Source organism: Microvirga sp. 3-52 (assembly GCF_018383585.1).
In the GTDB taxonomy this organism is placed as follows: domain Bacteria; phylum Pseudomonadota; class Alphaproteobacteria; order Rhizobiales; family Beijerinckiaceae; genus Microvirga.
In genome coordinates this window covers 145,572-170,428 of record NZ_JAHAMK010000005.1, presented here as the reverse complement: position 1 = coordinate 170,428, position 24,857 = coordinate 145,572, and the positions used below count along the sequence as shown (strand labels likewise).

General features: G+C 65.0%; 23 protein-coding genes. 12 read left to right on the top strand and 11 right to left on the bottom strand.

The features are described from left to right. Positions 1-42: 42 nt before the first annotated feature. Positions 43-936 carry a CAP domain-containing protein gene (locus KHP60_RS06515; RefSeq protein ID WP_213562776.1) on the bottom strand — a complete coding sequence of 298 codons (894 nt, stop codon included), beginning with the start codon at positions 934-936 and terminating at the stop codon, positions 43-45. 243 nt (positions 937-1,179) lie between these two features. Between KHP60_RS06515 and pepT the strand changes: the two genes are divergently transcribed. Further along, positions 1,180-2,415 (top strand): peptidase T, encoded by a 1,236-nt coding sequence (gene pepT / locus KHP60_RS06510; protein WP_213562774.1) that lies wholly within the window; start codon positions 1,180-1,182, stop codon positions 2,413-2,415. Between the two features lie 180 nt (positions 2,416-2,595). Then, positions 2,596-3,135 carry a hypothetical protein gene (locus KHP60_RS06505; RefSeq protein WP_213562772.1) on the top strand — a complete coding sequence of 180 codons (540 nt, stop codon included), beginning with the start codon at positions 2,596-2,598 and terminating at the stop codon, positions 3,133-3,135. A gap of 75 nt (positions 3,136-3,210) precedes the next feature. Here KHP60_RS06505 and KHP60_RS06500 read toward each other — a convergent pair whose 3' ends face one another. Further along, the gene (locus KHP60_RS06500; RefSeq protein WP_213562770.1) at positions 3,211-4,359 is read right to left on the bottom strand and encodes a glycerophosphodiester phosphodiesterase; all 1,149 of its coding nucleotides are present in this window, start codon (positions 4,357-4,359) and stop codon (positions 3,211-3,213) included. Between the two features lie 222 nt (positions 4,360-4,581). After that, on the bottom strand, positions 4,582-6,075 hold the full coding sequence (locus tag KHP60_RS06495; RefSeq protein WP_213562768.1) for a calcium-binding protein: 1,494 nt from the start codon (positions 6,073-6,075) through the stop codon (positions 4,582-4,584). 692 nt (positions 6,076-6,767) lie between these two features. Here KHP60_RS06495 and KHP60_RS06490 point away from each other — a divergent pair. The 3 genes from KHP60_RS06490 (at position 6,768) to KHP60_RS06480 (ending at position 9,540) form a co-directional block, all read left to right on the top strand. Continuing rightward, on the top strand, positions 6,768-7,064 hold the full coding sequence (locus KHP60_RS06490; protein ID WP_213562766.1) for a DUF6894 family protein: 297 nt from the start codon (positions 6,768-6,770) through the stop codon (positions 7,062-7,064). 17 nt (positions 7,065-7,081) lie between these two features. Further along, positions 7,082-7,807, top strand: coding sequence for a Crp/Fnr family transcriptional regulator (locus KHP60_RS06485; RefSeq protein ID WP_213562764.1), 726 nt, complete (start codon positions 7,082-7,084; stop codon positions 7,805-7,807). A gap of 263 nt (positions 7,808-8,070) precedes the next feature. Beyond that, positions 8,071-9,540, top strand: coding sequence for a DUF1254 domain-containing protein (locus tag KHP60_RS06480; RefSeq protein ID WP_213562762.1), 1,470 nt, complete (start codon positions 8,071-8,073; stop codon positions 9,538-9,540). 92 nt (positions 9,541-9,632) lie between these two features. Here the strand turns inward: KHP60_RS06480 and KHP60_RS06475 are convergent, their stop codons facing one another. Further along, positions 9,633-9,878 carry a hypothetical protein gene (locus tag KHP60_RS06475; RefSeq protein WP_213562760.1) on the bottom strand — a complete coding sequence of 82 codons (246 nt, stop codon included), beginning with the start codon at positions 9,876-9,878 and terminating at the stop codon, positions 9,633-9,635. Between the two features lie 128 nt (positions 9,879-10,006). Beyond that, the gene (locus tag KHP60_RS06470) at positions 10,007-10,621 is read right to left on the bottom strand and encodes a Crp/Fnr family transcriptional regulator (protein WP_311924682.1); all 615 of its coding nucleotides are present in this window, start codon (positions 10,619-10,621) and stop codon (positions 10,007-10,009) included. Positions 10,622-10,963: 342 nt separating this feature from the next. Here KHP60_RS06470 and KHP60_RS06465 point away from each other — a divergent pair, with 342 nt between their 5' ends. Then, entirely contained in the window at positions 10,964-11,224 is a 261-nt protein-coding gene (locus tag KHP60_RS06465; protein WP_249688563.1) for a hypothetical protein, read from the top strand. A 178-nt stretch (positions 11,225-11,402) separates the two neighbouring features. On the opposite strand, the gene KHP60_RS06460 is transcribed toward KHP60_RS06465, so the two are convergent. Continuing rightward, positions 11,403-11,876 (bottom strand): VOC family protein, encoded by a 474-nt coding sequence (locus KHP60_RS06460; RefSeq protein ID WP_213562758.1) that lies wholly within the window; start codon positions 11,874-11,876, stop codon positions 11,403-11,405. Positions 11,877-12,126: 250 nt separating this feature from the next. Here KHP60_RS06460 and KHP60_RS06455 point away from each other — a divergent pair, with 250 nt between their 5' ends. After that, the gene (locus KHP60_RS06455; protein WP_213562756.1) at positions 12,127-13,560 is read left to right on the top strand and encodes an aspartate aminotransferase family protein; all 1,434 of its coding nucleotides are present in this window, start codon (positions 12,127-12,129) and stop codon (positions 13,558-13,560) included. A 350-nt stretch (positions 13,561-13,910) separates the two neighbouring features. Here KHP60_RS06455 and KHP60_RS06450 read toward each other — a convergent pair whose 3' ends face one another. Together KHP60_RS06450 and KHP60_RS06445 are read right to left on the bottom strand one after the other, a co-directional pair. Next, complete coding sequence (locus KHP60_RS06450; RefSeq protein ID WP_213562753.1) at positions 13,911-15,053, bottom strand: sensor histidine kinase; 1,143 nt, start codon at positions 15,051-15,053, stop codon at positions 13,911-13,913. Positions 15,054-15,181: 128 nt separating this feature from the next. Next, the gene (locus tag KHP60_RS06445) at positions 15,182-15,430 is read right to left on the bottom strand and encodes a DUF6894 family protein (protein WP_213562752.1); all 249 of its coding nucleotides are present in this window, start codon (positions 15,428-15,430) and stop codon (positions 15,182-15,184) included. A 225-nt stretch (positions 15,431-15,655) separates the two neighbouring features. Between KHP60_RS06445 and KHP60_RS06440 the strand changes: the two genes are divergently transcribed. The 3 genes from KHP60_RS06440 (at position 15,656) to KHP60_RS06430 (ending at position 19,440) form a co-directional block, all read left to right on the top strand. Then, the gene (locus KHP60_RS06440) at positions 15,656-16,741 is read left to right on the top strand and encodes a PLP-dependent cysteine synthase family protein (RefSeq protein ID WP_213562751.1); all 1,086 of its coding nucleotides are present in this window, start codon (positions 15,656-15,658) and stop codon (positions 16,739-16,741) included. Positions 16,742-18,254: 1,513 nt separating this feature from the next. Further along, entirely contained in the window at positions 18,255-18,812 is a 558-nt protein-coding gene (locus KHP60_RS06435; RefSeq protein ID WP_213562750.1) for a dihydrofolate reductase family protein, read from the top strand. A gap of 355 nt (positions 18,813-19,167) precedes the next feature. Then, positions 19,168-19,440, top strand: coding sequence for a DUF2312 domain-containing protein (locus tag KHP60_RS06430; protein WP_213562749.1), 273 nt, complete (start codon positions 19,168-19,170; stop codon positions 19,438-19,440). 84 nt (positions 19,441-19,524) lie between these two features. On the opposite strand, the gene KHP60_RS06425 is transcribed toward KHP60_RS06430, so the two are convergent. After that, on the bottom strand, positions 19,525-20,115 hold the full coding sequence (locus KHP60_RS06425; RefSeq protein ID WP_213562748.1) for a hypothetical protein: 591 nt from the start codon (positions 20,113-20,115) through the stop codon (positions 19,525-19,527). A gap of 237 nt (positions 20,116-20,352) precedes the next feature. After that, the gene (locus KHP60_RS06420; RefSeq protein WP_213562747.1) at positions 20,353-20,979 is read right to left on the bottom strand and encodes a hypothetical protein; all 627 of its coding nucleotides are present in this window, start codon (positions 20,977-20,979) and stop codon (positions 20,353-20,355) included. 391 nt (positions 20,980-21,370) lie between these two features. Between KHP60_RS06420 and KHP60_RS06415 the strand changes: the two genes are divergently transcribed. Next, on the top strand, positions 21,371-22,120 hold the full coding sequence (locus KHP60_RS06415) for a class I SAM-dependent methyltransferase (protein ID WP_249688562.1): 750 nt from the start codon (positions 21,371-21,373) through the stop codon (positions 22,118-22,120). Positions 22,121-22,843: 723 nt separating this feature from the next. Then, positions 22,844-23,779 carry a DMT family transporter gene (locus tag KHP60_RS06410; RefSeq protein ID WP_213562746.1) on the top strand — a complete coding sequence of 312 codons (936 nt, stop codon included), beginning with the start codon at positions 22,844-22,846 and terminating at the stop codon, positions 23,777-23,779. 3 nt (positions 23,780-23,782) lie between these two features. On the opposite strand, the gene KHP60_RS06405 is transcribed toward KHP60_RS06410, so the two are convergent. Continuing rightward, positions 23,783-24,673, bottom strand: coding sequence for a LysR substrate-binding domain-containing protein (locus KHP60_RS06405; protein ID WP_213562745.1), 891 nt, complete (start codon positions 24,671-24,673; stop codon positions 23,783-23,785). Positions 24,674-24,857: the final 184 nt, after the last annotated feature.

The following is a 24,857-nucleotide window of genomic DNA, read 5'->3' as shown; positions in this document are numbered from 1 at the left end:
GGACGAGCCCGGCCATGACGTGGAGAGATGATGAATCGTCCGTTAGAGGACGAAGTCGGCAGTCGCGAAGGTATGAGCCCCGAGGGCCTTGATCGTGAAGTCGGCATTGCCGTCGCCGTTCACGTCGCCGGCGACATACGTGTTTCCGCTCGACTGATACGCCTTCAGCTCGCCGGCGACCTTGTGGAAGCTCTGCGTGCCGATGAACTTGAACGCCTGGTTTCCGGATGCCCGGGTGCTGGCATCGATGCCCGACAGGTTGATCTTGTCGGTGCCATGGACGAAGTCGCTGATGGTGTCGCCATTGGCTTCCGAAGTCGTATCGAACAGGAAGGTATCGCTGCCCGAGTGGCCCCAGAGCACGTCCCGTCCGCCGTTCCCGTTGAGGGTATCGTTGCCGGAGGTGCCGTACAGCGTGTTGTTGGAGCTGTTGCCGACTACGGATTGTCCGGCGGGCGTGGTCGGCGGCGTCGGAGCCGTGGTGCCGACATCGTTCGCTTCGGCCCGCTCCGTCGCATTCGGCGTGCCGAAGTTCTGCGTCACGAACACGACCTTATAGCCGTTGATCGTGCCTTCCTTCAGGCCGATCCCGATCTCCTCGAACGAGCCGTTGACGATGTTGGCATAGTGGCCCGGCGAGTTCATCAGGTTGGTGTGCAGCTGGCGGACCGTCGCTTCGGTCATTCCGCCGCTCACATAGGCGATGTTCTCGCCCCAGCCCTGCCATCCGTAGCCGGCCGACGTCATGCGGGCGCCGGCGCTGGAGCCGTTCACGCCGGTGTGGGAGAACGTATCCGTCTGGTCCATCCATGCGCTGTGAGCGTCAGTGGAGTCCAGAAGTTCGCCGTCGAATGTGAGCGGCTTCACCCCGGCGCTGGTCCGAGCCTCGTTGATGAGCTGCAGAAAAAGCGCTTCTAAATTGGTTGGTGTCGTCATTCTTGAAAATGCCCCTTGGAAAAACGTCTTAGGCTTACATTCCGACGCAATAAAACGGTCTTGTTCATTGTCGGAATGAGAACCGCGCATGGCCTGCCAATGTGTTGACAATGTGATTGCAGGATCCCTGCAGCAGGCCTGTCCCGGTGGTCGGGAAGAAGTATTTTCCTCATGGCCCATTCACGGGACGGCGTGGCCCCGCTACAACTCCACGGCATCTCCTCGCAATCCGGATCACCAGCCATGGCCGCCAGCGTTACAGACCGTTTCCTCCGCTATGTCGTCATCGACACCCAGTCGGACGCCCAGTCCCCGACCCAGCCTTCGACCGAGAAGCAGAAAAATCTCGGTCGCCTGCTGGTAGAGGAACTGCTCGAGATTGGAATCTCCGACGCGCATCTCGACGAGCACGGTTACATCTATGCGACCATTCCGTCGAATACGCCCAAGAACAACGTGCCCGTGATCTGCTTCTGCGCCCACATGGATACGGCACCGGACTTTTCCGGCACGAACGTCAAGCCGCAGGTGGTCCGGAACTACCAGGGTGGCGACATCCGGCTGCCGGGCGACCCTGCCCAGGTCATCCGCGTCGCGGATCAACCCGTGCTGAAGGACCTGATCGGCCACGATATCGTCACCTCGGACGGCACGACGCTTCTCGGCGCCGACGACAAGGCCGGCATCGCCGAGATCATGGCGGCGGCAGAGTTCCTGATCAACAATCCGGACGTCAGGCACGGCACGATCCGCATCCTCTTCACCGCCGACGAGGAGATCGGCCGCGGGGTCGACAAGGTGGATCTCAAGAAGCTCGGCGCCGATTTCGGCTACACGATGGACGGCGAGACGGCCGGCACCATCGAGGACGAGACCTTTTCCGCCGATGCGGTGGACATCGCCATCAAGGGCGTGGCGATCCATCCGGGCTTCGCCTTCGGCAAGATGGAGAACGCCATCAGGATCGCCGGCGACATCGTCGCGCGTCTGCCCAGGGACATGGCGCCCGAGACCACGAGGGGCCGCGACGGCTTCATCCACCCGACGGGCGTCTCCGGCGTGATGGAGAAGGCGAACTTGAGCTTCATCATCCGCGATTTCACGGAGGAGGGGCTCAAGACCAAGGAGGCGCTGCTGGAAAACATCACCAAGGAGGTGATGAAGAATTATCCGGGCTCCGGCTACACCTTCACGGTCAAGGAGCAGTACCGCAACATGAAGGTGGTGCTCGACAAGAATCCGGAGATCGTCGAATACGCCGTGGAGGCGATCAGGCGTGCCGGCATGGAGCCCGTGCGCGGCAGCATCCGGGGCGGCACGGACGGCTCGCGCCTCTCCTTCATGGGGCTGCCCTGTCCCAACATATTCGCTGGCGGCCATGCCTTCCATTCCCCGCTGGAATTCGTCAGCAGCCAGGACATGGACAAGGCCGTGAAGACGATCGTCGAACTCGCCAGGCTCTGGGAGGAGCGCGCGTAACGCGCCTCCTCTTCAGAACAGGCCGATGGCCGATGCGGTGCGGGATCGTTAAGACATCGCTAACCATAAAATCGAGAAACGGGACTTGCCGCATGCGATCATGGGGATCCTGCGTTAGGTTAGGGATGTTCCCAGGACAACACGTTCATTTCGCACGATATCGCGCGGGCACGATCCATTATGTTGCGTTTCCTCATTCTTCTCACCCTCGTTACCGTCTTCGTTCATCTGTTTGGACCGGTGCTGTTCAGCCGGGCTCCGCTCCTGAGCAAGCTGAAGCGCATCCCGATTCAAACAGGGGTCTTCGCCATTCTGGCGCTCGCGGCCGTCAACGGCTTGCGTGGCGATCCGCAAGCCTCCGAGCCGCAGGCGGCCACGACGAAGCCGGTGCCGGACGTCGAGACGACGGCGGCTATCGCGCAGCCCGTCCCGCCCGAGCCCCTGCTGCCGAAGGATGCGGCGGCAGCCTGTGTCGAGCAGGCTCTGAGCGAAGCGCGGGCCACGGAGGACATGGTCGGCCAAACCTGGCTGTCGTCGGTCGAAGGCTTTCTCGAGACGGCTCCTGGAGAAGTGACGGTTCAGTTTGCCGTCGGGCCGAGAGCCGGCCCGCCGAAGGGGCCTCAATGCCGGTCCGAGGCGCGCCTCACCTGTGCCGTCGCGGGTCGGGACGTCAGGCCCATCACGCCGGTTCACATGACGGGAGCGCAGATCTCCTGCTGAAGTGATCGGGGCCAACCTCGCCCGTGCGACGGCGTCGTCACGGGCGGAGGCGCTTTCGTGGATTCGGGCTTGGAGTCAGCGCGCCTTCACGGCGTGATCGGTGAAGTCGCTGAAGAGGCCGTCGACGCCGAGCGCGTAGAATGCCTTGTACTCCGCCGCCGGTTCGCCCTTGAAGTCGGAGGTCAGGCGCTTCGGCTCGCTGCGGAAGGTCCAAGTGAACACCTGAAGGCCGGCCGCATGGGCGTCCTTGACCACGCTTGACGGCTCCACGAGCATGCGGTCGCGCTCGTCGATCGTGCCGTCGCCGTTGAGATCGTCCGGCTTGCCGTCATTGTTGTTGTCGACCTGCCTGCTGGCCAGGATGTACGGCTTCCATGGGGCGATGATGTCGGCGTAGGTCTTGACCTCGGCGAGGCCCTCCTTCGTCAGCAGGTCCTTGTTCGTGCGCTTGTCGCCGATGATCACGAAATCATAGGGCTGCGCGTATGGCGCCTCCATGACCATGTTGCCGTCCTTGTCGACGTCGGCCCCGTCGACGAGCTGGGCCAGGCGCACGTCGATCCTGGTGTTCAGGTACTTGAGGTTCGCTGTCTCGAAGCTCTGGATCACCACGGGTGCGTCCTTCGCCGTCCAGCCGGCCTTCGTGAGCACGGCGACGAGGCGGTCCTCGATCGGAAGGCCCAAAGCCGCGTGGAACGTCGGATGCTTGGTCTCGGGCGCGATGCCCACGGTGCGTCCACGCACGGCCGATTCCTTCTTCACCAGGTCGATCACTTCGTCCAGGGTCGGGATCTGGAACTGGCCGTTCTTGGACTGGTCGCGGTCCGCCATCGCCTGCTTGGCCCGCAGCTGCTTGATCTCGGCCAGGGTGAAGTCGCCGGCGAACCAGTCCGTCGTGTCGACGCCGTCGACCTTGCGGGTGGTCTTGCGCGAGGCGAATTCCGGACGGTTGGCGACATCGGTGGTGCCGCTCAGCATCGGCTCGTGACGGGCGACCAGCACGCCGTCCTTGGTCACCACGAGGTCGGGCTCGACGAAGTCGGCCCCCATCTCGATGGCGAGCTTGTAGCCCTCGAGGGTGTGTTCCGGGAGATAGCCGCTGGCGCCGCGATGGGCGACCACGATCGTACGTTCGCCGGTCAACGTCTTCTCCTGGGCCACGGCCGGCCCGAGCAGGGCGGGCAGCGAGACGGCGAGCGCGCTGACAATGGAAATGTGCTTCATGGGGTCCTGTTCCTCCTGGCCCGGTCACCTGCCACCGAACCCGTGACATCTCGATGACGGAATCGTCACGGGTCCGGGCGACCGGTTTGCGGACCAGCGTCTCACAATCGGACTGAGGACGGAACAGGCGGATTCAACGGGGCTATCCATCGTTCATCGGCCCGTCTTGCAAGCCGCCGCCAAGATGCTTGGCGGCGGCTTCGTGTCATCGGAGCCTTCGCGTCAGAGGACGAACGTCACGTCATTGATGTTGGTGATGCCTTGGACCACCACGATGTCGTTGTCGCCGCCGGCGAGGGTCAGCTGGAGATCCGTTCCGACCACCTGACTGTTGGTCACGGGGCCGACTGCGCTCAGGTCGATCACATCTCCCTCAGTTTCGCTGTAATCGATGATGAGATCGGTCTCCGTCGTAGTATTGGCGGTTTCCGCGCCGAAGACGAATGAATCGCCGCCGGCGCCACCAGTCAGAGTATCGTTCCCGGCGCCGCCGGTGATCTCGAGCGCGACACCGGTGTTCGTCTGGCCCGATCCATTGATGGAATCGTTGCCACCCAACCCGTCGACCTCGACGCGCTCCACGTTGGTGGTGTCGACCGTGATGTCGGCGAGATCGCGGAAGAACTGGAAGCCTCCGTTTGGCTGGGTGGTGACCGTCATGACCTCGGCGCCGTCCGAGCCGTTGAAGTCCAGCGTGTCCGTCCCGGCGCCGCCGTCGAAGGTGTCATCGCCATCGCCCGGATCCCAGCGGAAGCTGTCGTCGCCGAGACCGCCGGACGCGGTGTCGTTGCCTCCATTGCCGAGCATGGTGTCATTGCCGTCGCCGCCGTCGAGACTATCATTGCCGTTGCCGCCGTCGAGATTGTCATTGTCGGCACCGCCGTCGAGGCTGTCGTTGCCGGCACCACCGACCAGGCTGTCGTCGCCGGTACCGCCGCTGATGTCCAGCACGACGCCGGCATTGGTCTGAGCCGATCCGTCGATGGTGTCGTTACCACCCAACCCCTCGACCTCGACGCGCTCCACATTGGTGGTGTCGACGTTGATGTTGCCGAGATTGCGGGTGAAGCGGAATCCGCCACCGAGGTCGGCGATCGCCATGACCTCAGCGCCGTTCGAGCCGTTGAAGATCAGGGTATCGGTGCCCGCGCCGCCATCGAAGGTGTCGTTCCCGTCGCCGGGATCCCAGCGGAAGCTGTCGTTGCCTTCACCGCCGGATGCGGTGTCGTTGCCGGTGCCGCCCCGCATGACGTCGTTGCCGTCGCCGCCATCCAGGCGGTCGTTGCCGCTGCCGCCGAGCAGGGTATCGTTGTCGCTGCCGCCGGACAGGCGGTCATTGCCGCTGCCGCCGTCGAGAGAATCGTTGCCCCTGCGTCCATGCAGACGGTCATGGCCGTTGTTGCCGAACAGACGGTCATTGCCGTTGCCGCCGTCCAGGGAGTCCTGGCTGTTGCCGCCGAGCAGACGGTCATGGCCGTCATTGCCGAACAGGCGGTCGTTCCCGCTGCTGCCTTCCAGGGTGTCGTTGCCGCTGCGGCCCAGCAGGCGATCATGGCCGGTGCTGCCGAACAGGCGGTCGTTGCCGCTGCCGCCATCCATCGTGTCGTTGCCGCTCAGGCCGAACAGGCGATCGTTGCCGCCTCTTCCGAAAATGAGATCGGCCCCGAAGGTGCCGAACAGAGTATCGCGACGTCCGCTGCCAAATATGAGTGCCATTCGATCCTCCCGTTCCAGGGAACTTTGCTGATGGGGACTAAGGCTTTCACTACACCTTCTGCGGTACACCTTTTGCAGTATGTGGTCCTGTTGAACCCGGCTCTCATTCCTTCCGATGAGTATATATTGAATGAAGTGAGAGCTTCGGGCTGCTTTCCTGTGAGCCGATTCCTGTTTTATCTAGAAATGAAATTAGCTATTCATAGTCATCGATCTCGCCGATGAACACGATCTTGCCGATCTACATGCGAGTACAGGCGCCTCGTGAGTACAGATAGCGCGAGAATGCGTCCATTTAGCGTCGAACCGATCCTCTTCCCGGGCCCTTACGGCCGCCAGGGATGACAGCGGTGAGGTGGACCTGACGGGAAGGGGCAGAGCCAGTGATCCTGATGGATTGAGGCGACGCGCCCACACCCGCCACGTCATCATCTCCTCCACGTCATCACCGGGCTTGTCCCGGTGATCCCGATCGGAAAGGCACGGCGCTCTTCACATCGGGATGGCCGGGTCAAGCCCGGCCATGACGCGAGAGGGTGTGACGAAGACGGGTGCAGGGCGAAAGCCGCTGCGGGAACCGTATCAGAAGTTGCAGCCGGGCAGGCTGCCTGCCGGTGGCTTCCAACGGAGGCGCGGCAGAATATTGTCTGCCCTTTCAAGGAACTAACGCCAAGCCCCCCTAGTTTGAGGGCATGCCTCGGTTTTACTGCCACATCCGGCAAGGCGAACAACTCATCGAAGATCCGGAAGGGATCGAGCGTCCCGACCTCGATGCCGCGCGGGCCGATGCCCTCGAGGGAATTCGCGACCTTCTCGCGGAAGCCACGAAGCAGGGGACGGACGACCTGCTCGATGACGCCATTCTCATCACGGACGAAGCAGGCCGTGAGTTGATGGCGATCCCCTTCATCGAGGGTCTGCCGCCGCGCCTGTACAAGGCCCTACTGCATGTGCTCCACTCCACCTCCAGGTCGGTGCCCGACCCTTGACCCTGGCAGGAGGAGGCATGTTCTACCCTCTGGTTCGCAGGCTGGAACAGCACGGTCCCCTCTCCGAAGAGGAGAAGCAGGTGCTCCAGCGGATCACCTCCCGGACGGTGCTCTATCAGCCCCGCGAGGACATCGTGCGGGAGGGCAGCACCCCATCGTACAGCAGCCTCATCCTGTCGGGCTTCGGCATTCGCTATAACCATTCGCCCGATGGGCGACGGCAGATCACGGCATTTCACGTTCCCGGCGACTTCGCCGACCTGCACAGCTTCCTGCTCAACCCGATCGATGATGGTGTTGCTGCGCTGACGGCGTGCACGGTGGCCCAGGTCCCTCATAGCGACCTGAAGGAGATTACGAAGAACTATCCCTACCTCACGCGCCTGCTCTGGCTCATCACGCTCATCGACGGTGCCGTGCACCGGGTGTGGATGACCACGCTCGGACGGATGGACGCGCGCGAACGGCTCGCGCATTTCTTCTGCGAGCTGCGGGACCGCCTCCAGCCGGTGGGCCTGTCGAATGACGACAGCTATGAACTGCCGATCACACAGCAGGAGCTGGGGGATGCCTTCGGGACGTCGACCGTCCACATCAACAGGGTGCTCCAGGACCTTCGCTCCGACGGGCTGATCACCTCCCGCGGCAAGACCCTGATCATCAACGATCTGAGGCGCCTTCAGGAGCAGGCTCAATACGCCCCCGGTTACCTGCATCTGTACCAGAGGATCGAGCGGGATTGAGGGAACGCGCCGGTTGCCGGTCCGGTCGGACCGCGCTTCCGGAATCATGCGGCCGGATTTCAGGGTTTTGCCGCGCGATCTTCAGGGAAGACCCTGATCAATCTGAAGGAGAGAGGCGTGCTAAGCTGCCGTCGCGATGCGCGTAGGCCCAATCGACGGTGCGCCTTGAAGCAGTAACATCGCAGCGCGCCACCCCGGCCGCTCGGACGCCCCGGCAAGCCCCATGGCTTCGGAGGCATGAGCGCCTTTCAGGGAGCCATCTCATGTCACGACATTGCAATCGCGCCGCCAGACTGTTCGGCACCGCAGCTCTGGCGAGCGGGCTCTGGATCGGAGGGGCCGCGACGGGCGCCTTCGCCGTCACCGAGCAGGAAGCCCGCGACATCGCCGTCGATGCCTACGTGTATTTCTATCCGCTCGTGACCATGGATGTGACGCGCAAGGTGTTCACGAATATCGAGCCGGGAAAGCGACCGGGCCAGGGTCCGATGAACATGTTCCACAACGTGGCCACGTATCCGCCTCCTGACGACAAACTGGTCGTTCGACCGAATTTCGACACGCTCTATTCGACCGCCTTTCTGGATCTCGCCCGGGAGCCGGTGATCGTCTCGGTTCCTGACACGGGAGGCCGCTACTATCTGCTGCCGATGCTCGACATGTGGACCGACGTGTTCGCATCGCCGGGCTGGCGGACGACCGGAACCCAGGCCGGCGAGTTCCTGGTCGCGCCGGCCTCCTGGAGGCCCGACCTGCGCGAGCGGTTCGACGAGTTCAGGCTCCCTGCCGGGACGCAGCGCATCGACGCGCCGACGCCGGTCGTGTGGATCATCGGCCGGACCAAGACGGACGGTCCGCCCGACTACGACGCGGTCCACAAGATCCAGGCCGGGTTCAAGGTCACGCCGCTGTCCGAGTGGGGGAAGACCCCACGGGTTCCCGAGGTGAAGATCGACCCGAGCATCGACATGAAGACGCCGCCCAAGGTGCAGGTCGACACCATGCCGGGCCTCAGGTATTTCGCCTATGCGGCCGAACTCCTGAAGGTCCACGGGCCCCATGTCACCGACGAGCCGATCCTCGCCCGCATGAAGCGGATCGGCCTCGAGGCGGGCAAGAGCTTCGACGTTGAGAAGATCGATCCCGTCGTCCGAGCGGCCATCGAGTCGGCGCCGGAGAGCGCCCAGAAGCTCATGGAATGGAAGGTGAAGACGCTCGCCCGCGTTGCGAACGGCTGGTCGATGAACACGGACACGATGGGCGTGTACGGCAACTACTATCTCAAGCGGGCCATCATCGCGCAGCAGGGGCTCGGGGCCAATCTGCCGGAGGATGCGGTCTACCCGCTCAATTTGGGCGATGCGGACGGCAGGCCGCTCGATGGCGCGAACGGATACACGCTTCATTTCGACAAGGCCGCACTGCCTCCCGTCAACGCCTTCTGGTCGATCACACTCTACGATCCCCAGGGCTTCCCGGTCTCCAACAGCCTCAACCGTTCAGCGGTGAGCAGCTGGATGCCGTTCAAGTACAACGCCGACGGCTCTCTCGACGTCTACTTCCAGAGCGAAAGCCCCGGCCGGGGCAGAGAGGCCAACTGGCTTCCCACGCCGAAGGGGCCGTTCAACCTGACGATGAGGCTCTATGCCCCGATGTCGGACGTGCTGACGGGCAAGTGGAGCCCGCCGCCCGTGACGAAGCTCGAAACCACGTCGAGCATCACCGCGCAGTAAGGGGCGTTTCAACGCGCCGGAGCTTCGGCTCCGGTGTCGACCTGGGAAGGTCCGCACGATGCGCTGACGGCCGTGATGGAGCTTGAGGCCTCTCACCGGCGCTTTGCGAGGCGCCGGCCAATCCACTCCCGGGCGGCGTCCAGATCGGCAAAGTCGGGGTGGTTGGTCGCGTCGATCTCGCCGAAGCCCGCCTCCAGGTACCATTGCCCGGGAGCGACCTCGTTCTCGTCCGAGAGGCGCACCAGCACCGCGACCAGCCGCTGCTCTTCGTCGAGGACCATCATCCCGTCCTCCTCGAAGCCTGTCGCAACGCGTATGGGCTGAAGGGCGAGGCTCATGCGGCAGTCTGATCCTACTCCAGGTGCAGGTAGGTGGGGTCGAATTCGCCGACTTGCTTCAAGCGGTCCCAGTCGAGGATCTTCAACCGGTCGCCTTTCAGCTCGATGAGGCGCTCGGCCCGCATCTGCTAGAGAACGCGGTTGACGTGAACCGGCGTGACGCCGATCGCATCGGCGAACTCGGCCTGCGTGATGGGCAGGTCACAGGCATCGTCTTTCACAAGGCCGACGGCCTGCAGGCGCACCAGCAGCTCGCACAGCACATGGGCCATGCGCGTGTAGGCCTCGCGGCGTCCGACATTGAGCACCCACTCGCGGAAGATGGCCGCATCGAAGAGGGTGTTGCGCCAGAGCGCGGCGGCGATGCGAGGATAACGATCGCAGATGTCGCGCAGAGCCTCGTGGGTGATGAACCCGACGCTGCACGGGCTGACCGTACCGATGCTGTTGTCCAGGGTCTTCAGGTGCAGGCTATGGAGGTCGGGAACGTCCCCCGGCAGGTTGAAGGAGACGATCTGGCGCTTGCCTTGCGCGGAGACCTTATAGGTGCAGGCGAAGCCGCTGAGAATCAGGCACGACCGGGACGGCCGGTCGCCTTCGCGCACAATGTCCTGATCGGCCTTGATGGTCATGACCCGCATCGGCAGGTCTTCGAGAGCCTGCCGTTCGCCCTCGGAAAGACCAAAGATGCTTTCCAGCCTGCGGATGAGAGAATTTTTGTCGGAATTTGAGACAATGGCCAAGATCGTTCTCCCTGATTACAGGCGGGAGCACTTCGTATCTCTCAGCCATCAGCGCCTAAGATCGGTTGCTGACGATAAAAATACGATCGCACGGAAGTTGATTATTGTCATTAATTTATGTTTGTTCTAAAACTTATAGTGATCGAGCCAAGGTGGCGGTCCTGTGATAGGCGCCGCTGGCATAAGGCCTTTATGCCGCGGCTTGGCCCAACTTATGTTAAGCTCCGATCAAACTTGTTTGAAAAACCGTTCAGGTTGGAGCGCTAGCATGGGTTCTCCATTCCTCCTGGGTGTCCGGCCATTTCGCAGCTGATCTTCCGCCCCAACCTGAAGGCGAAGGCCATGCCCCTCGACATCTCTTTCCAGTCCCTCCGCGTGCTCATCGACGGCCATGACAGCGAGGGCAACCTCGTTCTCTCGGATGGCCAGCTCGCCGCCGTGATCGTCCGCCTCGACGGCGAGCACCATGGCCCTGACAACAAGGGCTGGTGGCACCTGGAAGCCGGCTTCGGCAAATGCGACGTTCGCGACGCGCCCCTGTTCAAGACGCCTGAAGAGGCCGGAGCCTGGGTCCGAACCATGCTGATGGGCAAGGCCGCTTAATCCATACAACGAAGTCCATGGGACAGGTCCCTTCTGCGAGCGGACAGCCCTGAGCGGTGAACGTCACGCCTGTGCCGAAGAGCGTCGCCGGATGATGCTGCGCATAGATCCGCCGACGGTCCATTCTCCGACTGAGGTTCTTCCGCCTCTCGACCCTCGCGCGATCCGCGAGGACGCATCAACCGCGCCGTGCCGCCTCGATGGCAGCGACGTCGATCTTCCTCATGTCCATCATCGCATCGAACGCGCGTTTGGCTTCGGCGCCGCCGGCCGCCACTGCTTCCGTCAGGACGCGCGGCGTGATCTGCCAGGACACGCCCCATTTGTCCTTGCACCAGCCGCAGGCGCTCTCCTGGCCGCCGTTGCCCACGATGGCATTCCAGTAGCGGTCGGTTTCCTCCTGATCCTCGGTGGCGATCTGGAACGAGAAGGCCTCGTTGTGCTTGAACACAGGCCCTCCGTTGAGGCCGAGGCAGGCGACGCCCGCGACGGTGAAGTCGACCGTCAGCACGTCGCCCTCCTTGCCGGACGGGAAGTCGCTGGGGGCACGGTGCACGGCATGCACCGCGCTGTCGGGAAAGGTCTCGGCATAGAAGCGGGCGGCCGCCTCGGCGTCCTTGTCGTACCAGAGGCAGATCGTATTCTTCGCCATGGCGTGTTCCCTTCGCGTTGAATCCAGGATTCCGGCCGCTTTCTCGCGACTCTTCCGACGCAGGCAGCGAACCGCATTTCGCCCCGCGGATCAAGCCCGGGCGATCGAGTGGAGATCATGGATCCCGACCACGAGACGAGCAGCGGGTCCGCCTCTTCAACCGCTCCAACGGGGCGATTCCGGCGATCCCTGGTCGTGATCGCCGGATTGCTGCATCATGCTGTGAGCGAGGTTGCCGGGAGACCAGACGATGGACCGGAGAAAAGCTGCCGACGTGAGCCTGACGAACGTGCTGTTCGACACGGTGGCATCCGAAGCGTCTCGTTACCGGAGCGGCATCGGGCAACGTCCCCAGCGACCCGAACACACCTACCCGGACGCCCTGGCGGCCTTTGCAGCGCCCACGCCCGAGGCCGGCACGCCGGCCGAGGACGTGATCCATGACCTCGTCCAGCGGGCTTCCCCGGGCCTCCACGCCACCACGGGACCCCGCTTCTTCGGCTGGGTCATCGGGGCGTCGCATCCGGTCGGCGTCGCGGCCGATTGGCTGACCTCAGCCTGGGGGCAGAACGCGGGAAACCACACGGCATCCCCCGCGGCTGCGGCGGCGGAAACGGTCTCGGCCGGGTGGCTGCTCGATCTGCTGGATCTCCCGCGGGAGGCTTCGGTCGGCTTCGTCACGGGAGCCACCGTGGCGAACTTCGTCTGTCTCGCGGCGGCCCGCAGCGAGGTTCTGCGCCGTGCAGGCTGGGACGTGGAGCGCAGCGGCCTTTTCGGAGCGCCTCCCATTCACGTGCTCATCGGAGACGAGGCCCATACGACCGTCTTTTCCGCGCTGCAGTTTCTCGGGCTCGGTTCCGGCCGGGTCATCCGGATCGAGGCGGACAGCCAGGGGCGCATGCGCCCGGATGCGTTCGCCCGGGCGCTCGCCCGATGCCAGGGCCCCGCGATCGTGATCACGCAGGCCGGGCACCTCAACACCGGGGCGTTCGACGACCATTCCGTCTTCGTTCCGCAGGCCCGGGCGCAGGGAGCCTGGGTGCATGTGGATGGCGCCTTCGGCCTGTGGGCCCGGGCCTGTCCCGCCCGCGCGCATCTGGGGGCCGGCATAGAGGGAGCCGATTCCTGGGCTACGGACGGGCACAAGTGGCTCCAGACGCCCTACGATTGCGGCTACGCCATGGTTCGGGATGCGGATGCCCACCGACGCGCCATGACCTCTGCGGCCAGCTATCTGCCGGGGATCGGCGAGGGGGAGCGCGACCCGTCCCACTATGTCCCGGAGCTGTCCCGGCGGGCACGGGGCTTCGCCACCTGGGCCATGCTCCGTCATCTCGGGCGCGAGGGCGTCGCCCGCATGGTCGAGGAGCATTGTCTGCTGGCGCAGCGTCTTGCGGAGCGCCTGGCAGGAGAACCTGGAATCCGGATCGTCAACGACGTGGTGCTCAATCAGGTGATCGTGCGTTTCGGGCCGGACGAGCCCGTGGCGGACGGAGACGGCCTGACCCTTCGGACGATCCGGCGGATCCAGGAGGACGCCACGCTTTTTGCCGGCGGGGCGAAGTGGCAGGGCGAGTGGGTCATGCGGCTGTCGGTGATCTCGGCCGCAACGACGCAAGCGGACATCGATCGCTCCGCCGAGGCGATCCTGACCGCATGGCGGGACGTTCGCTCCTCCGGTTAAGGAAGTGGGTGCCTCGACCGAAGGATGAGGCCGGGATCGATCCGGCCATCCCGGTCCGGTGAGGCGCTGTGCCTTTCCGATCGGGATCACCGGCACAAGGCCAGTGATGACGTGGAGGAGGTGGCGACGTGGAGAGAGGAGTGGAAGGCTGCGGCTCGTCCGGCGTCGTCCATCATCCACTCGCTGACGTCATCACACCCTCTCCCGTCATGGCCGGGCTTGACCCGGCCATCCCGATACGAAAGGCGCCGCGCTCTTCACATCGGGATCACCGGCACGAGCCCGGTGATGACGGGGAGGGAGGTGATGACGAAAGAGGTGGGTTCCACCTCTTGGCCCCGAACGATGCCCTAGCCCACCAGCGGAGCGTCGACGGCGCAGACGACGCCTGTCTCGGAAAACTCGATCCGCACCTCGCCCGCGAGTTCCTGAGCCAAGCTGCGCTCGATAAGCCGCGTGCCGAAGCCTCGGCGAACGGGATTCTGGACCGGTGGCCCTTCCGACTCCTCCCAGGCCAGATGCAGGCGCTGCGGAGTGCTCATGTCGTCCAGCGTCCAGTGGATCCTGATCTGTCCCGTGCCGTTGGACAGGGCCCCGTATTTCACGGCATTCGTTACCAGTTCCTGGAGCGCCATGGCGAGCGGCAGCGCCATGCGCGGCGGGACCTGGGTGATCGGGCCCTGCACGTGAATGCGGTTCTCCCCGCGGCTGCGGTAGGGCTCGACGGCCTGTGCGACGATGTCGTGAAGCGCCACATGGGCCCAGCTCCGGTCGGTCAGCACGTTGTGAACCTGCGACAGCGCGATGAGCCGGCTCTCGATGGCATCCGAGGCATGGTCCAGCGACGGGGCGTTGCGCAGGGTCTGCGAGGCGATGGACTGCACCGTCGTCAGCGTGTTCTTCACCCGGTGATTGAGCTCGCCGATCAGGAGGTCCTTTTCCCTCACGGCCGCCCGCAGCTCGTCCACGACCCGCAGGCGCTCGATGGCGGCCCCGAGAAGATTGGCGTAGCTGCGGAGGAACTCGACGTCCGATTGCGTGAAATCCCGAGGCCTGCGGCTGTCCACCTGAAGCACGCCGAAGGGCGGGCGCCCGTTGCTGCTCAGCACCAGTACATTCACGAACGCCTTGACCCCATGCTCCGTCATGAAGTCGTGGTACTCGAAGCGCTCCTCCTCATCCCTGTTCGTCGAGATGACCGCGCCGTCCTTGAGGGTCAGCCCCTCCGGCGAGTTCTCGGCCGCCGTGACGGTGACCTCGCCGACGACGCCCGGCCGCCACCCGCCGCCCGCACGGACCTTGAAGGTCTGGCCGTCGGGCAGGAGCTCCATGAGCTTGGCAAGATCGGTATCGAGCCCTCGGCCCACCAGGTCGCAGGCGCGGTTGAGGATGTCGTCGAGGGCCTCGGTCTTGAGCGCGAAGTCCCCGAACTCTGCCAGGGCCCGCTGTTGCTCCAGCAACTCCTCCTGATTGGTGTTATCCTGATTGGCCATCTGGTCGAGTGTCGCGGTGGTAAGAAGGGGTTCAATTCCCCAGCGGTTCCTGGGTTCCGGATGCCCCGATGCGTTCCACAGGAGCTTTCCATTCCGACACACGGGCTCCACGGCGGCACCGGGAGGCCTCAATGGGCCTGCGGGGTGAACTGGATCGCTTCCAGGAACGGGAACTCCAGGACGATCTCATCCAGGTCGTCCCTGACCTGGATATGCGATGAAGCCCAGTTCACGGGTTGCTCGAATTCGGTGTCCATCAGGTTCTGGGCCATCGCCTTGGCCACTTCCCATGCCTGATCCGGATCGCGGAGATCCTGCCCGTCAGGATCGACGAGTGCGTCATCGCCAATATGCACATTGAAGAAGTAGCGCGGCATGACCTCAACCTTGAACTTGGATCGATAGATGCCAATCGAATACAGCCCGATCGGTTCCGCGCCGCCTCGCCCGGGTTGCCGCCCCTGCGAGAGAATCCGAGGGCAAGGGGGGAACGTCCACCATGGAATGCTTAACCCGCAATCGCCGCGCTCCGCAGCGTTCCGGTCCCTGGACGGCTTCGGCCGGGTTCACTAAGCTTGAGAGAGTCACGAGGAGGGCCAGCCATGGATAACCCGAAGCCTCCGATCCGGACGACCGACGGCCGCGGAAGGCTGTTCGAAAGCATCGTCGACACGATCGGCGATACGCCCTGCATCCGGGTCAACAATCTCGCGCCCAAGCATGCCACGATCTACGTGAAGGCCGAGTTCTTCAACCCTGCGGCCTCGGTCAAGGACCGGCTCGCCATCGGCATCATCGAGGCGGCCGAGCGCTCGGGCGCGCTGAAGCCCGGCCAGACCGTCGTCGAGGCGACCAGCGGCAACACCGGGATCGGGCTGGCGATGGTCTGCGCCCAGAAGGGCTATCCGCTGGTCGTCACGATGGCCGACAGCTTCTCGGTCGAGCGGCGCAAGCTGATGCGGATGCTCGGCGCCAAGGTCGTGCTGACGCCGCGCGCCGCCAAGGGCTTCGGGATGTACCAGAAGGCCGTGGAGCTTGCCGATGCGAACGGCTGGTTCCTCGCCCGGCAGTTCGAGACGGAGGCCAACGCCGACATCCATGAGGCGACGACGGCGCGCGAGATCCTCGGCGACTTCAAGGGCGGGCGGCTGGACTATTTCGTGACCGGGTACGGCACGGGCGGAACCGTCACCGGCGTCGGGCGGGTGCTGCGCCGCGAGCGGCCCGAGACCAGGATCATCCTGAGCGAGCCGGCGAACGCGCAACTCGTCGGAAGCGGTCGCGCGCAGGGCCGCGACGGGAAGGGCGCCCCGGCCGAGAGCCATCCCGCCTTCGAGCCGCACCCGATCCAGGGCTGGACCCCCGACTTCATTCCGCTGGTGCTCCAGGAGGCGATCGACCGCGAATTCTACGACGAGCTGATCCCGATCGCCGGCCCCGAGGGCATGAAATGGGCCAGGATGCTGGCCCAGAAGGAAGGCATCTTCACCGGCGTCTCGGGCGGCTCCACCTTCGCCGTCGCCATGCAGGTGGCCGAGCGGGCGCCCGAGGGATCGGTGATCCTCGCGATGCTGCCCGACACCGGCGAGCGCTACCTCTCGACGCCGCTCTTCGAAGGCATCGCCGAGGACATGACGGAGGAGGAGACCGCGCTGTCGCGGTCGACGCCGGGCTTCCAGATGGGCTGAACCCCTGGGCGAGCGATGACGGGTGAGGCTGTGACCCAGGACAGTGTCCTGCCCCACCGGGTCATCACCGTTCCCGCCCGCTCATCACCGGCCCTCGGACCCACCACGTCATCACCGGGCTTGTCCCGGTGATCCCGATCCTGTGGAGCGCCGCGCTCTTCCGGTCGGGATGGCCGGGTCAGGCCCGGCCATGACGGCAGGAGCAGTGGTGCGACAGGATGATGGAACACGCCGGAACAGCCGCAGCCGCCCACGTCATCGCCTCCCCCACGTCACCACCACCTCCACGTCATCACCGGGCTCGTCCCGGTGATCTCGATGTGGAAAAGCGCCGCGCTCTTCTGATCGGGATGGCCAGGACTGATCCCCGGATCAAGTCCGGGGACGGCCATGACGAGGGAGAGGTGGCAGGCATGACATGGATACGGGTGACTTCATCGTGACGGCGCGTAGCCATTCAAGTGAAGGCTGAGTTTGAACTCGAAGCGGCCGCTCGGATGACGTCCGCTCCGTGCCGGAACGAGACATTCCAGACGCGCAGGTGAGCTGCCCTTCTCCGGTCCGACTTCGACGCCCATCGTCTATGGGCCCTGACCGACGCACCAAGGCGGAAACGTTCTGCCTGTGATCTCGCTCACAGATCCCGGATGGTGCACGTCGTAAGCTCCTCACCTGTAGAAGAGGAGCCCACTCATGAAAGCTGGTATCACAACATCGACCCGAGTTGCCGTCGCGCTCTCCGCCTGTCTGGTTTTCGTTGCCACCCACGACGGAGCGACGGCTCGCGACCGCGGCTACGATAGCGGCGGTTTCGTGGTCCGAGACCATCGCACGCCACCCGTCGTGCGTGATCATCGCACGCCCGTGGTCGTCCGGGATCATCGGACGCAACCCGTTATCCGAGACCATCGCACTGTTCCGGTCGTGCGGGATCACCGAGTGCCAAGAGGGCCTCAGGGCGGAGTGACCGTCACATCCTCCGGTGGCAGGCGCGGTGGATCGCCCTGCATCCGCTCGGTGTTCGGCGGACCTTGCTTCGGTCTGTAGCATCGCGGGACGAACTGACCTGCAGGGCCGCCCCACCACCCCAAGGCGGCCATCATTTCTCGGAGAGCGAAGCCGGGGGCACGCGCGGATGTTCCGCCGCCCCCGTTTTTAACGCGAGTGCCTGGTTTGACGAGCCGATCGAGCGGTATCGCGGAACCCACTTATGGAGTTGAGAGGCTATGGGATCAATGGCTCCGGGATCAATGGCTCCGCCAGCCCCGTGTCCCAATCTCAGGGTGGTCCGCGTCGGTCAAAAAGCGGAAGATGGCCAGGGAGGCTCAAAGCCGCTCGGTTGACTTCCGCGCCGTACCATTAGCGGGCATTCATGAGCCGGCCGTAAGCGGACCTTCGTGCCGGCCGCATAGTCATCAGGCGTCTAGGCCCGCATTCACTTATTGCAGAAGTTGAGCATAGACCTCGAGCAATAGCCCTACGCTTTTTCGAGCGCATGACTTAGGATCGGCGCATGGGACTATTGACCTTCAGCATCAACGTCACCCTGGACGGCTGCGTCGACCATCAGGTGGGAATCGCTGACGACGAGACGCACGCGTTCTTCACCCGCCTTATGGACGACGGCGGGGCGATGCTGTGGGGCCGTGTTACCTACGAAATGATGGAGAGCTACTGGCCGGCGGTCGCTCGCGGCGACGTGGAGGCACCGCCGGCGATACGCGAGTGGGCGGTCAAGCTGGAGGCCAAGCCGAAATACGTCGTGTCGTCGACGCGAAAGGACTTCCCGTGGACCAACAGCCACCACATCGCCGAGGATCTTCGAACAGGCGTTCAGACGCTCAAGGACGCGACTCCGGCGGGCGTGCTCCTCGGTAGCGGCAAACTCGCAATCGAGCTGGACCGGCTGGATCTGATCGACGAGTACAAGCTCCTCGTTCATCCCAGGATCGCCGGCCACGGCCCGACCCTGTACCAGGGCGGGCTGCCCAGCACGCGACGGCTCGAGCTGGTCTCGGCGAAGCCGCTCCGCAATGGCGTGGTCGCCATGCACTACCGGCGTGGGCGTTGACTCACAGCAGCTTCATCGCGCTCAGGGCGGAGGACCGCTGGAGCGTAATCCCTTGTCTCCGGCTCGGATAAGTCGGGCTCATGCGCTGCTGAGGTGCTCCCTCATGTGAGATGCTCTCACGAAACGACGAAGCACAATTTCAGCCGAATATTCCAGCCTTCCTCGCGCTGGATGACCGCGCGATGGTCGATACAGATGCACGTGACCGCATGTGAACTCAAAGCGGCCGCTCGGAAAAATTCCACTCCGCGCCCGCATCTGATGGTCTCGTTGTGCACCTCCACCCCGCCGCATTAACGGCGCGCTTACTCCGCCTGCCCGATAGTGCCTGTCACCCCAAGGCAAAGGAGAGGCCATGAGTGACGTTGTTGGAATTCCGGGCAATCGGATCCGCTCGTTCGTGGAGCGCATCGAGCAGATCGAGAACGAGATCAAGGAGCTGAACGAGGCCAAGAAGGAGGTCTTCTCCGAGGCCAAGGGCGAGGGCTTCGACGTGAAGATTCTCAAGGAGATCATCAAGCTGCGCAAGCAGGACCAGGACGAGCGCGACGAGCACGAGAGCCTGCTCGACGTCTACATGCGGGCCATGGACGAAGCCGGTCCCGCGCCGGTCGCCGAGGCGGCCTGACAACGCCTGAGAGCATCCGACAATGAGAAGGCCGCCTGCGACGAGGCGGCCTTTTTTGCGGTCCCGCGCGATGCGCCCGCCGCCTTACGATTTTTTGCGCGGGGAAGCCCGTCCGCCGGTCCGGCTGGTGCCGTTGCCGCCGTTCTCGCCCGGGGCGCCCCTGAGCGCACCCGTCAGGACGTTGCCGGCGGCCCCGATGGCCGCGGCGGCAACCTCCAGGGGCGCGGCCACGATCTCGGCCCCGAGGCTTCCGGCGGCCGATACGGCCCTGCGGCCTTCCTGCGCTCCACCGCCCTTGCCGTGCTCGCCGCCCCGCGGCGCCTCGAGCACGTTCGCCACGGCCCTGAGGGCCTCCGCCATCACGGCCCGCGCCTGCGGGGAGGTCAGGGTCGTTTCAAGGGTCGAGAGCCACGCCATCGGATTCAGCAGGCCGCCCTGCTGGCGGGATGCGGAGCGGCTCCGTGTCGTCGAGCGTGCCGATGAGCGCGATCCTGCGGAGGAGCGGGCTTTTGCGGGAACGGCCTGGGACTTCGTCGCGGCGCGCGCGCCGGCCTTGGGTTGCGCGCGCTTTTGTGCGCCAGTTCCTTTCCTGGCCGCAGATCGGGAGGCGGACTTCTCCGATGCCTTCCGGCTCCTGCTGGGTTGTGAGGTTCCGTCCTTCTTATTCGTTGCCATCGTCAGCTCCTCTTACTCTCGAATCCGAAAGCCGGCCGCGCCGAGGAGCGGCCGATCTCACCCATGACAATGACAGCGAGTCCATTCGGTTCGCACGCACCGGCGATCGATGATGGGGAAGCCCGTTCCCGAGGGGTGCGAGCCGGTTCGGCGGTGGCAGCGGAGGCTCCGCCCCGGGTCGAATAAGGTTTTCGGGCGATGCCGCGCAACGATCCGTCAACCGTTTCGTGTCGGCGCTCAAATCCCCCCGCCGTGGCTGAGCCACCATTCCCGCACCTCCCAGCCATAGCCCTCCTCGCGCTGGATGCGCTCGAGATGGGCGGCGAGCTCGTCGCGCAGCTCGTGCAGGGTACGGCGGGGCTTTGGGGCGTCGATGGCGTAGTCGTGGGCGGCCGGAACGGCGGCGGCGGCGCGGGTGTGCTTTTCGATTTCGCCGAGGACGCGGGTGAGGCGGGCGAGAGGCTGCGCACTGTGCTGGGCGAGGGCGATGGGCTGGGCCTCCAGCACCTCGGCATGGCGCTCGGCGAGCTGCCAGAGCTTGTCCATGATCCGGCCGCGGCGATGCTCGGGCAGGGCGCCGCCGGGCCCGGCGGCGGAGGCTCCGGACGAGGCGGGATCGGCAGGGGCGGGATCGGAAGGGAGCGGGCCGGTCGGGCGCTGCCAGCCCTCCTGCCGGATGTAGCGCGACACGGTGGCGGCCGAGATGCCGAGCTCCGCGCCGATGTGCCGGCAGGACCAGCGGGTGCGCTCCACCAGCTTGCGCATGGCCTCGATCATCCCGGGGTCGGTCTTCCCTGGGAAGGTGGTTTCCTTCGGGGTGGAACCCCACCGGGCGGCCCAGGGAGGGGTGGGAGAGGACGGCATGGCAATGGCTTCTTCAAAAATGAGTACAAAACAGGAACAAGATAGGCGGCGGGCGAGGACTGTCAAGGTTCAGGCACCTGTCGTCATTCCGGGACCTCCGCCCCGTCATTCCGGGCGGCTCGCAAGAGCCGATCCCGGAACCCATAACCACGACGCCCTGAGGAGAACTTCGCGGCAGCCACCATGTCCCGTTCCGCATCGGGAGGTTGTGGGTCAACGATACCCAATGGCATGTCAGGCGCGGGACCCAACTGTCGAGCCGGCCGCGCCTTGCCGGTTTTGCGCCTCCCGGCCTAGACTTCGTAAAGAGCGCAGAGGTTGGGGCGCAGAGGGTGATGCCATGCCGATCGAGCCGGGTCTCTGGGGCGCGGGGGATGCCTACGAGCGCTATATGGGACGCTGGAGCCGGCGGGTCGCGCCGCGCTTCGTGGAATGGCTCGCCGCCGCGCCGGGCTCCGCCTGGATCGATGTCGGCTGCGGCACCGGCATCCTGACCGGGGCCATTCTCGAGCAGGGCGAGCCGTCGCGCGTCCTGGGGCTCGACAGCGCCCCGGGCTTTCTCGAGGTGGCGCGGGCGCGCCTTGACGATCCGCGCGCGACCTTCGTCCAGGGCGACGCGCAGGCGCTGCCCGAACCCGACGGGGCCGTCGACGTCGCGGCCTCAGGGCTCGTGCTGAGCTTCCTCAAGGACAAGCCCGGCGCCGTGCGGGAGATGGCCCGGGTGGTGCGGCCGGGAGGAACGGTGGCGCTCTATGTCTGGGATTATGCCGGCCACATGCAGCTGATGCGCCATTTCTTCGACGCGGCGACGGACCTCGACGAGCGGGCGCGGGATTTCGACGACGGCATCCAGGCGCCGGTCTGCCGGCCTGGCCTGCTGCAGCGCCTGTTCCGCGAGGCGGGGCTCGCCGATGTGGCGGTGACGGCCATCGACATCACCACTGAATTCGAAAGCTTCGACGATTACTGGGCACCGTTCCTCGGCGGCACCGGCTCGGGCCCGAAATACTGCATGTCGCTCACCGAGCCGGCCCGGGAGGAGCTGCGCGAGCGGCTGCGGGCGCGGCTTCCCACCGGACCCGACGGCGAGATCCTGCTGGCCGCCCGGGCCTGGGCGGTGAGGGGGCGGGTCGGCGGCTAGCCGGGGAGCCGCTCCGCCGTTCCCGACAGGACCGGTTCCCGGCGCGCAGGGAGGGCGGGGGATCCACTCGCACGCGTGGCCCTGCGGTTTCCCTGGCCTGCGATGGCTGCGGCATCTCTGGCCCGGGAACGGGACGTCACGTCCGATCACGTTCCAGCCGTCATCACCGGCCCTCGTACCCTCCGACGTCATCACCGGGCTTGTCCCGGTGATCCTGATTCTGTGGAGCGCCACGCCTTACGGATCGGGATGGCCGGCACAGGGCCGGCCATGACGGAGGAGGAGGGGTGCGACTGGATGATGGACAACGCCGGATGAGCCGCCGCCTTTCACTCCCCCTCCCACGTCATCACCGGCCTCGTCCCGGTGATCCCGATCGGAAAGGTACAGCGCCTCTCAGTATCGGGATGGCCGGGACAGGCCCGGCCATGACGTGAGAGGGTGTCATCAGCGATGGCGAGGAATGTTCCAGGCGGAAATATTCCAGCCGGGAATGCTGCAGCCGGGAATGCTGCAGCCGGGAATGCTCCTGCCTTGCAACACCTTGCAACGCTGTTTCAAGACTGTTGCAAGGCGTGTTGCAAGGGTGTTACAAGGCTTTGTTGCAAGGGGACGCCTGTTCGGGCGTGTTTCATCACCGTTGCAACGGAGATCGATCAGATTTCATCATTTGTGCTGATGCGTGGCTGGGCGTATTCCGGTTCTCTCAAGAGGAATAACGCCATGAGTCATGCCACCACGGCCATGCCCGCGCAGAATCTCAAGGGGATCGACGGGACGACCCTGGGCCTTTACGTCGCCACCGTGTTCCTGTGGGGCGTGAGCTGGATCGGCATCCGGGCGCAGCTCGGCGTGGTGGCGCCGGAGATGTCGGTGCTGTGGCGGTTCCTGCTGGCCGCCGTGCTCATGTGGGCCTGGGTGCTCGCCACCGGGCACCGGGTGCGTTTTCCGCTCGCCGATCACGGGCGCTTCCTGGCCGTGGGCGTGTGCCTGTTCTCGTTCAACTTCCTGTCGTTCTACTATGGCGGCCTGAGCGTGCCCTCGGGGCTGCTCTCGGTGGTGTTCTCCCTCGCGTCCGTGTTCAACCTTGTGCTCGGCTTCGTGATCTTCCGGCAGAGCGTCGAGCCGCGGGTGGCGCTCGGCGGCGTGATTGGCGTCGTGGGGATCGTGTTCCTGTTCTGGCCGGAGATCACGGGCGCAGGCTTCAACGCGGCGGCGCTGAAGGGCTTAGGGCTTTGCGTGATGGGCACGCTGTTCTTCTGCTCGGGCAACATGATCTCGACGGTGGTGCAGCGCCGGGGAGCGCCGCTTCTCTCCGCCACCGCCTGGGGCATGACCTATGGCTGCGCGGTGTTGCTGGCGCTCAACCTGGTGCGCGGCAACGCCTTCATCATCGAGCCCACGCTGAAATACATCGGCTCGCTGCTCTATCTGTCCATCGGCGCGTCGGTGCTGGCCTTCATGTCGTACCTCACCCTGCTGCGGCGGCTCGGCGCCGCGCGGGCGGGCTACGCCACGGTGCTGTTTCCCATCGTGGCGCTCACGGTCTCGACCCTGCTCGAGGGCTATGTGTGGACGCCGCTCGCCGTGATCGGCGTCGTGCTGGCGCTCGCCGGCAACGTGCTCGTGCTGCGCCGGCCGGCGCAGCCCGCCCGATAGGGGCTACTCGGCCGCGAGCGGCGCCATCGTGCGGGTCGAGCCGAGATTGTCGAGCGACTGCTTGATGTGAAAGCCCAGGGCGTCGGCGAGCGGGTTCTCCTCGCCGCGGGCGCGGATGAGGCCGATCTTGCACGAGGGCAGGGCCGGGAAGCCGTCCGAGGGGCCGAGGATGCGCATGCCGGGACGCACCGCGCTCTCCGGCAGGACGGAGACCGCGAGGCCCGCCATGACGGCCGCGCCCACGGCGGTGGAATGCCAGCTCACATAGGCGATGCGGAAGAGCCGGTCGGCGCTTTCCAGGGCCTCGGTGGCGGAATGGCGCCAGCCGCAATTCGGACGGCCCAGCGCCAGCGGAACCGGGGTCTCCTCGTGCACCCCGTGCCGGGCGGACGTGACCCACAGAAGCTGCTCGATGCGCACGATCTCGGACGGGCCGCGCCGGTCCACATGGGTGATGATCGCGAGGTCCAGGTCGCCGTGCTGCACCCGCTCGATCAGGTTGTGCGTGGGCTCGCACATCACCGTCACCTCGGCCTTCGGGTTGGAGCGCGAGAACCGGGCCAGGATCTCCGGCAGGTAGCGGTCGGCATAATCGTCCGGCAGGCCCAGGCGCACGCGGCCGGTGAGCTCGTTCTCGTTGAAGGACGCCATGCATTCCGTGTTCAGCCGCACGATCCGGCGCGCATAGTCGAGCAGGCGCTCGCCCTCGTCGGTGAGCTTCGACAGGCGCCCGTCGCGCTCGAAGATCGCCTTGCCGACCCGGTCCTCCAGGCGCTTCATCTGCATGGACACCGCGCTCTGCGTCTTGTGCACGATCTCCGCCGCGCGGGTGAACGATCCGGTGTCCGCGATGGCCACGAAGGTCCGAAGCTGGTCGATGTCGAGCAGGTGCATGGCTGTGCCCTCATTATCAATCAAGTTGATGATACATATCTCAAATAATCGTTTCAAGTGATGAAAGGAGTTTGATATAAAAGTCCTATTCCTGAAATGATCAACAAAATCAGGCGCTTGGATGGGAATCCAATCATGGGATCTCTTACTGAGGTCCAAGAATATCTCTGAAATGCCACTGAAA

Coding starts and splice junctions, on each gene's coding strand:
- KHP60_RS06500 (WP_213562770.1), bottom strand. CDS start 4,359: ATGAAGCACATTTCCATTGTCAGCGCGCTCGCCGTCTCGCTGCCCGCC.
- KHP60_RS06455 (WP_213562756.1), top strand. CDS start 12,127: ATGGACCGGAGAAAAGCTGCCGACGTGAGCCTGACGAACGTGCTGTTC.
- KHP60_RS06485 (WP_213562764.1), top strand. CDS start 7,082: ATGTTCTACCCTCTGGTTCGCAGGCTGGAACAGCACGGTCCCCTCTCC.
- pepT (WP_213562774.1), top strand. CDS start 1,180: ATGGCCGCCAGCGTTACAGACCGTTTCCTCCGCTATGTCGTCATCGAC.
- KHP60_RS06410 (WP_213562746.1), top strand. CDS start 22,844: ATGAGTCATGCCACCACGGCCATGCCCGCGCAGAATCTCAAGGGGATC.
- KHP60_RS06440 (WP_213562751.1), top strand. CDS start 15,656: ATGGATAACCCGAAGCCTCCGATCCGGACGACCGACGGCCGCGGAAGG.
- KHP60_RS06480 (WP_213562762.1), top strand. CDS start 8,071: ATGTCACGACATTGCAATCGCGCCGCCAGACTGTTCGGCACCGCAGCT.
- KHP60_RS06425 (WP_213562748.1), bottom strand. CDS start 20,115: ATGGCAACGAATAAGAAGGACGGAACCTCACAACCCAGCAGGAGCCGG.
- KHP60_RS06465 (WP_249688563.1), top strand. CDS start 10,964: ATGCCCCTCGACATCTCTTTCCAGTCCCTCCGCGTGCTCATCGACGGC.
- KHP60_RS06450 (WP_213562753.1), bottom strand. CDS start 15,053: ATGGCCAATCAGGATAACACCAATCAGGAGGAGTTGCTGGAGCAACAG.
- KHP60_RS06460 (WP_213562758.1), bottom strand. CDS start 11,876: ATGGCGAAGAATACGATCTGCCTCTGGTACGACAAGGACGCCGAGGCG.
- KHP60_RS06515 (WP_213562776.1), bottom strand. CDS start 936: ATGACGACACCAACCAATTTAGAAGCGCTTTTTCTGCAGCTCATCAAC.
- KHP60_RS06475 (WP_213562760.1), bottom strand. CDS start 9,878: ATGAGCCTCGCCCTTCAGCCCATACGCGTTGCGACAGGCTTCGAGGAG.
- KHP60_RS06490 (WP_213562766.1), top strand. CDS start 6,768: ATGCCTCGGTTTTACTGCCACATCCGGCAAGGCGAACAACTCATCGAA.
- KHP60_RS06435 (WP_213562750.1), top strand. CDS start 18,255: ATGGGACTATTGACCTTCAGCATCAACGTCACCCTGGACGGCTGCGTC.
- KHP60_RS06405 (WP_213562745.1), bottom strand. CDS start 24,673: ATGCACCTGCTCGACATCGACCAGCTTCGGACCTTCGTGGCCATCGCG.
- KHP60_RS06420 (WP_213562747.1), bottom strand. CDS start 20,979: ATGCCGTCCTCTCCCACCCCTCCCTGGGCCGCCCGGTGGGGTTCCACC.
- KHP60_RS06445 (WP_213562752.1), bottom strand. CDS start 15,430: ATGCCGCGCTACTTCTTCAATGTGCATATTGGCGATGACGCACTCGTC.
- KHP60_RS06505 (WP_213562772.1), top strand. CDS start 2,596: ATGTTGCGTTTCCTCATTCTTCTCACCCTCGTTACCGTCTTCGTTCAT.
- KHP60_RS06430 (WP_213562749.1), top strand. CDS start 19,168: ATGAGTGACGTTGTTGGAATTCCGGGCAATCGGATCCGCTCGTTCGTG.
- KHP60_RS06415 (WP_249688562.1), top strand. CDS start 21,371: ATGGGACGCTGGAGCCGGCGGGTCGCGCCGCGCTTCGTGGAATGGCTC.
- KHP60_RS06495 (WP_213562768.1), bottom strand. CDS start 6,075: ATGGCACTCATATTTGGCAGCGGACGTCGCGATACTCTGTTCGGCACC.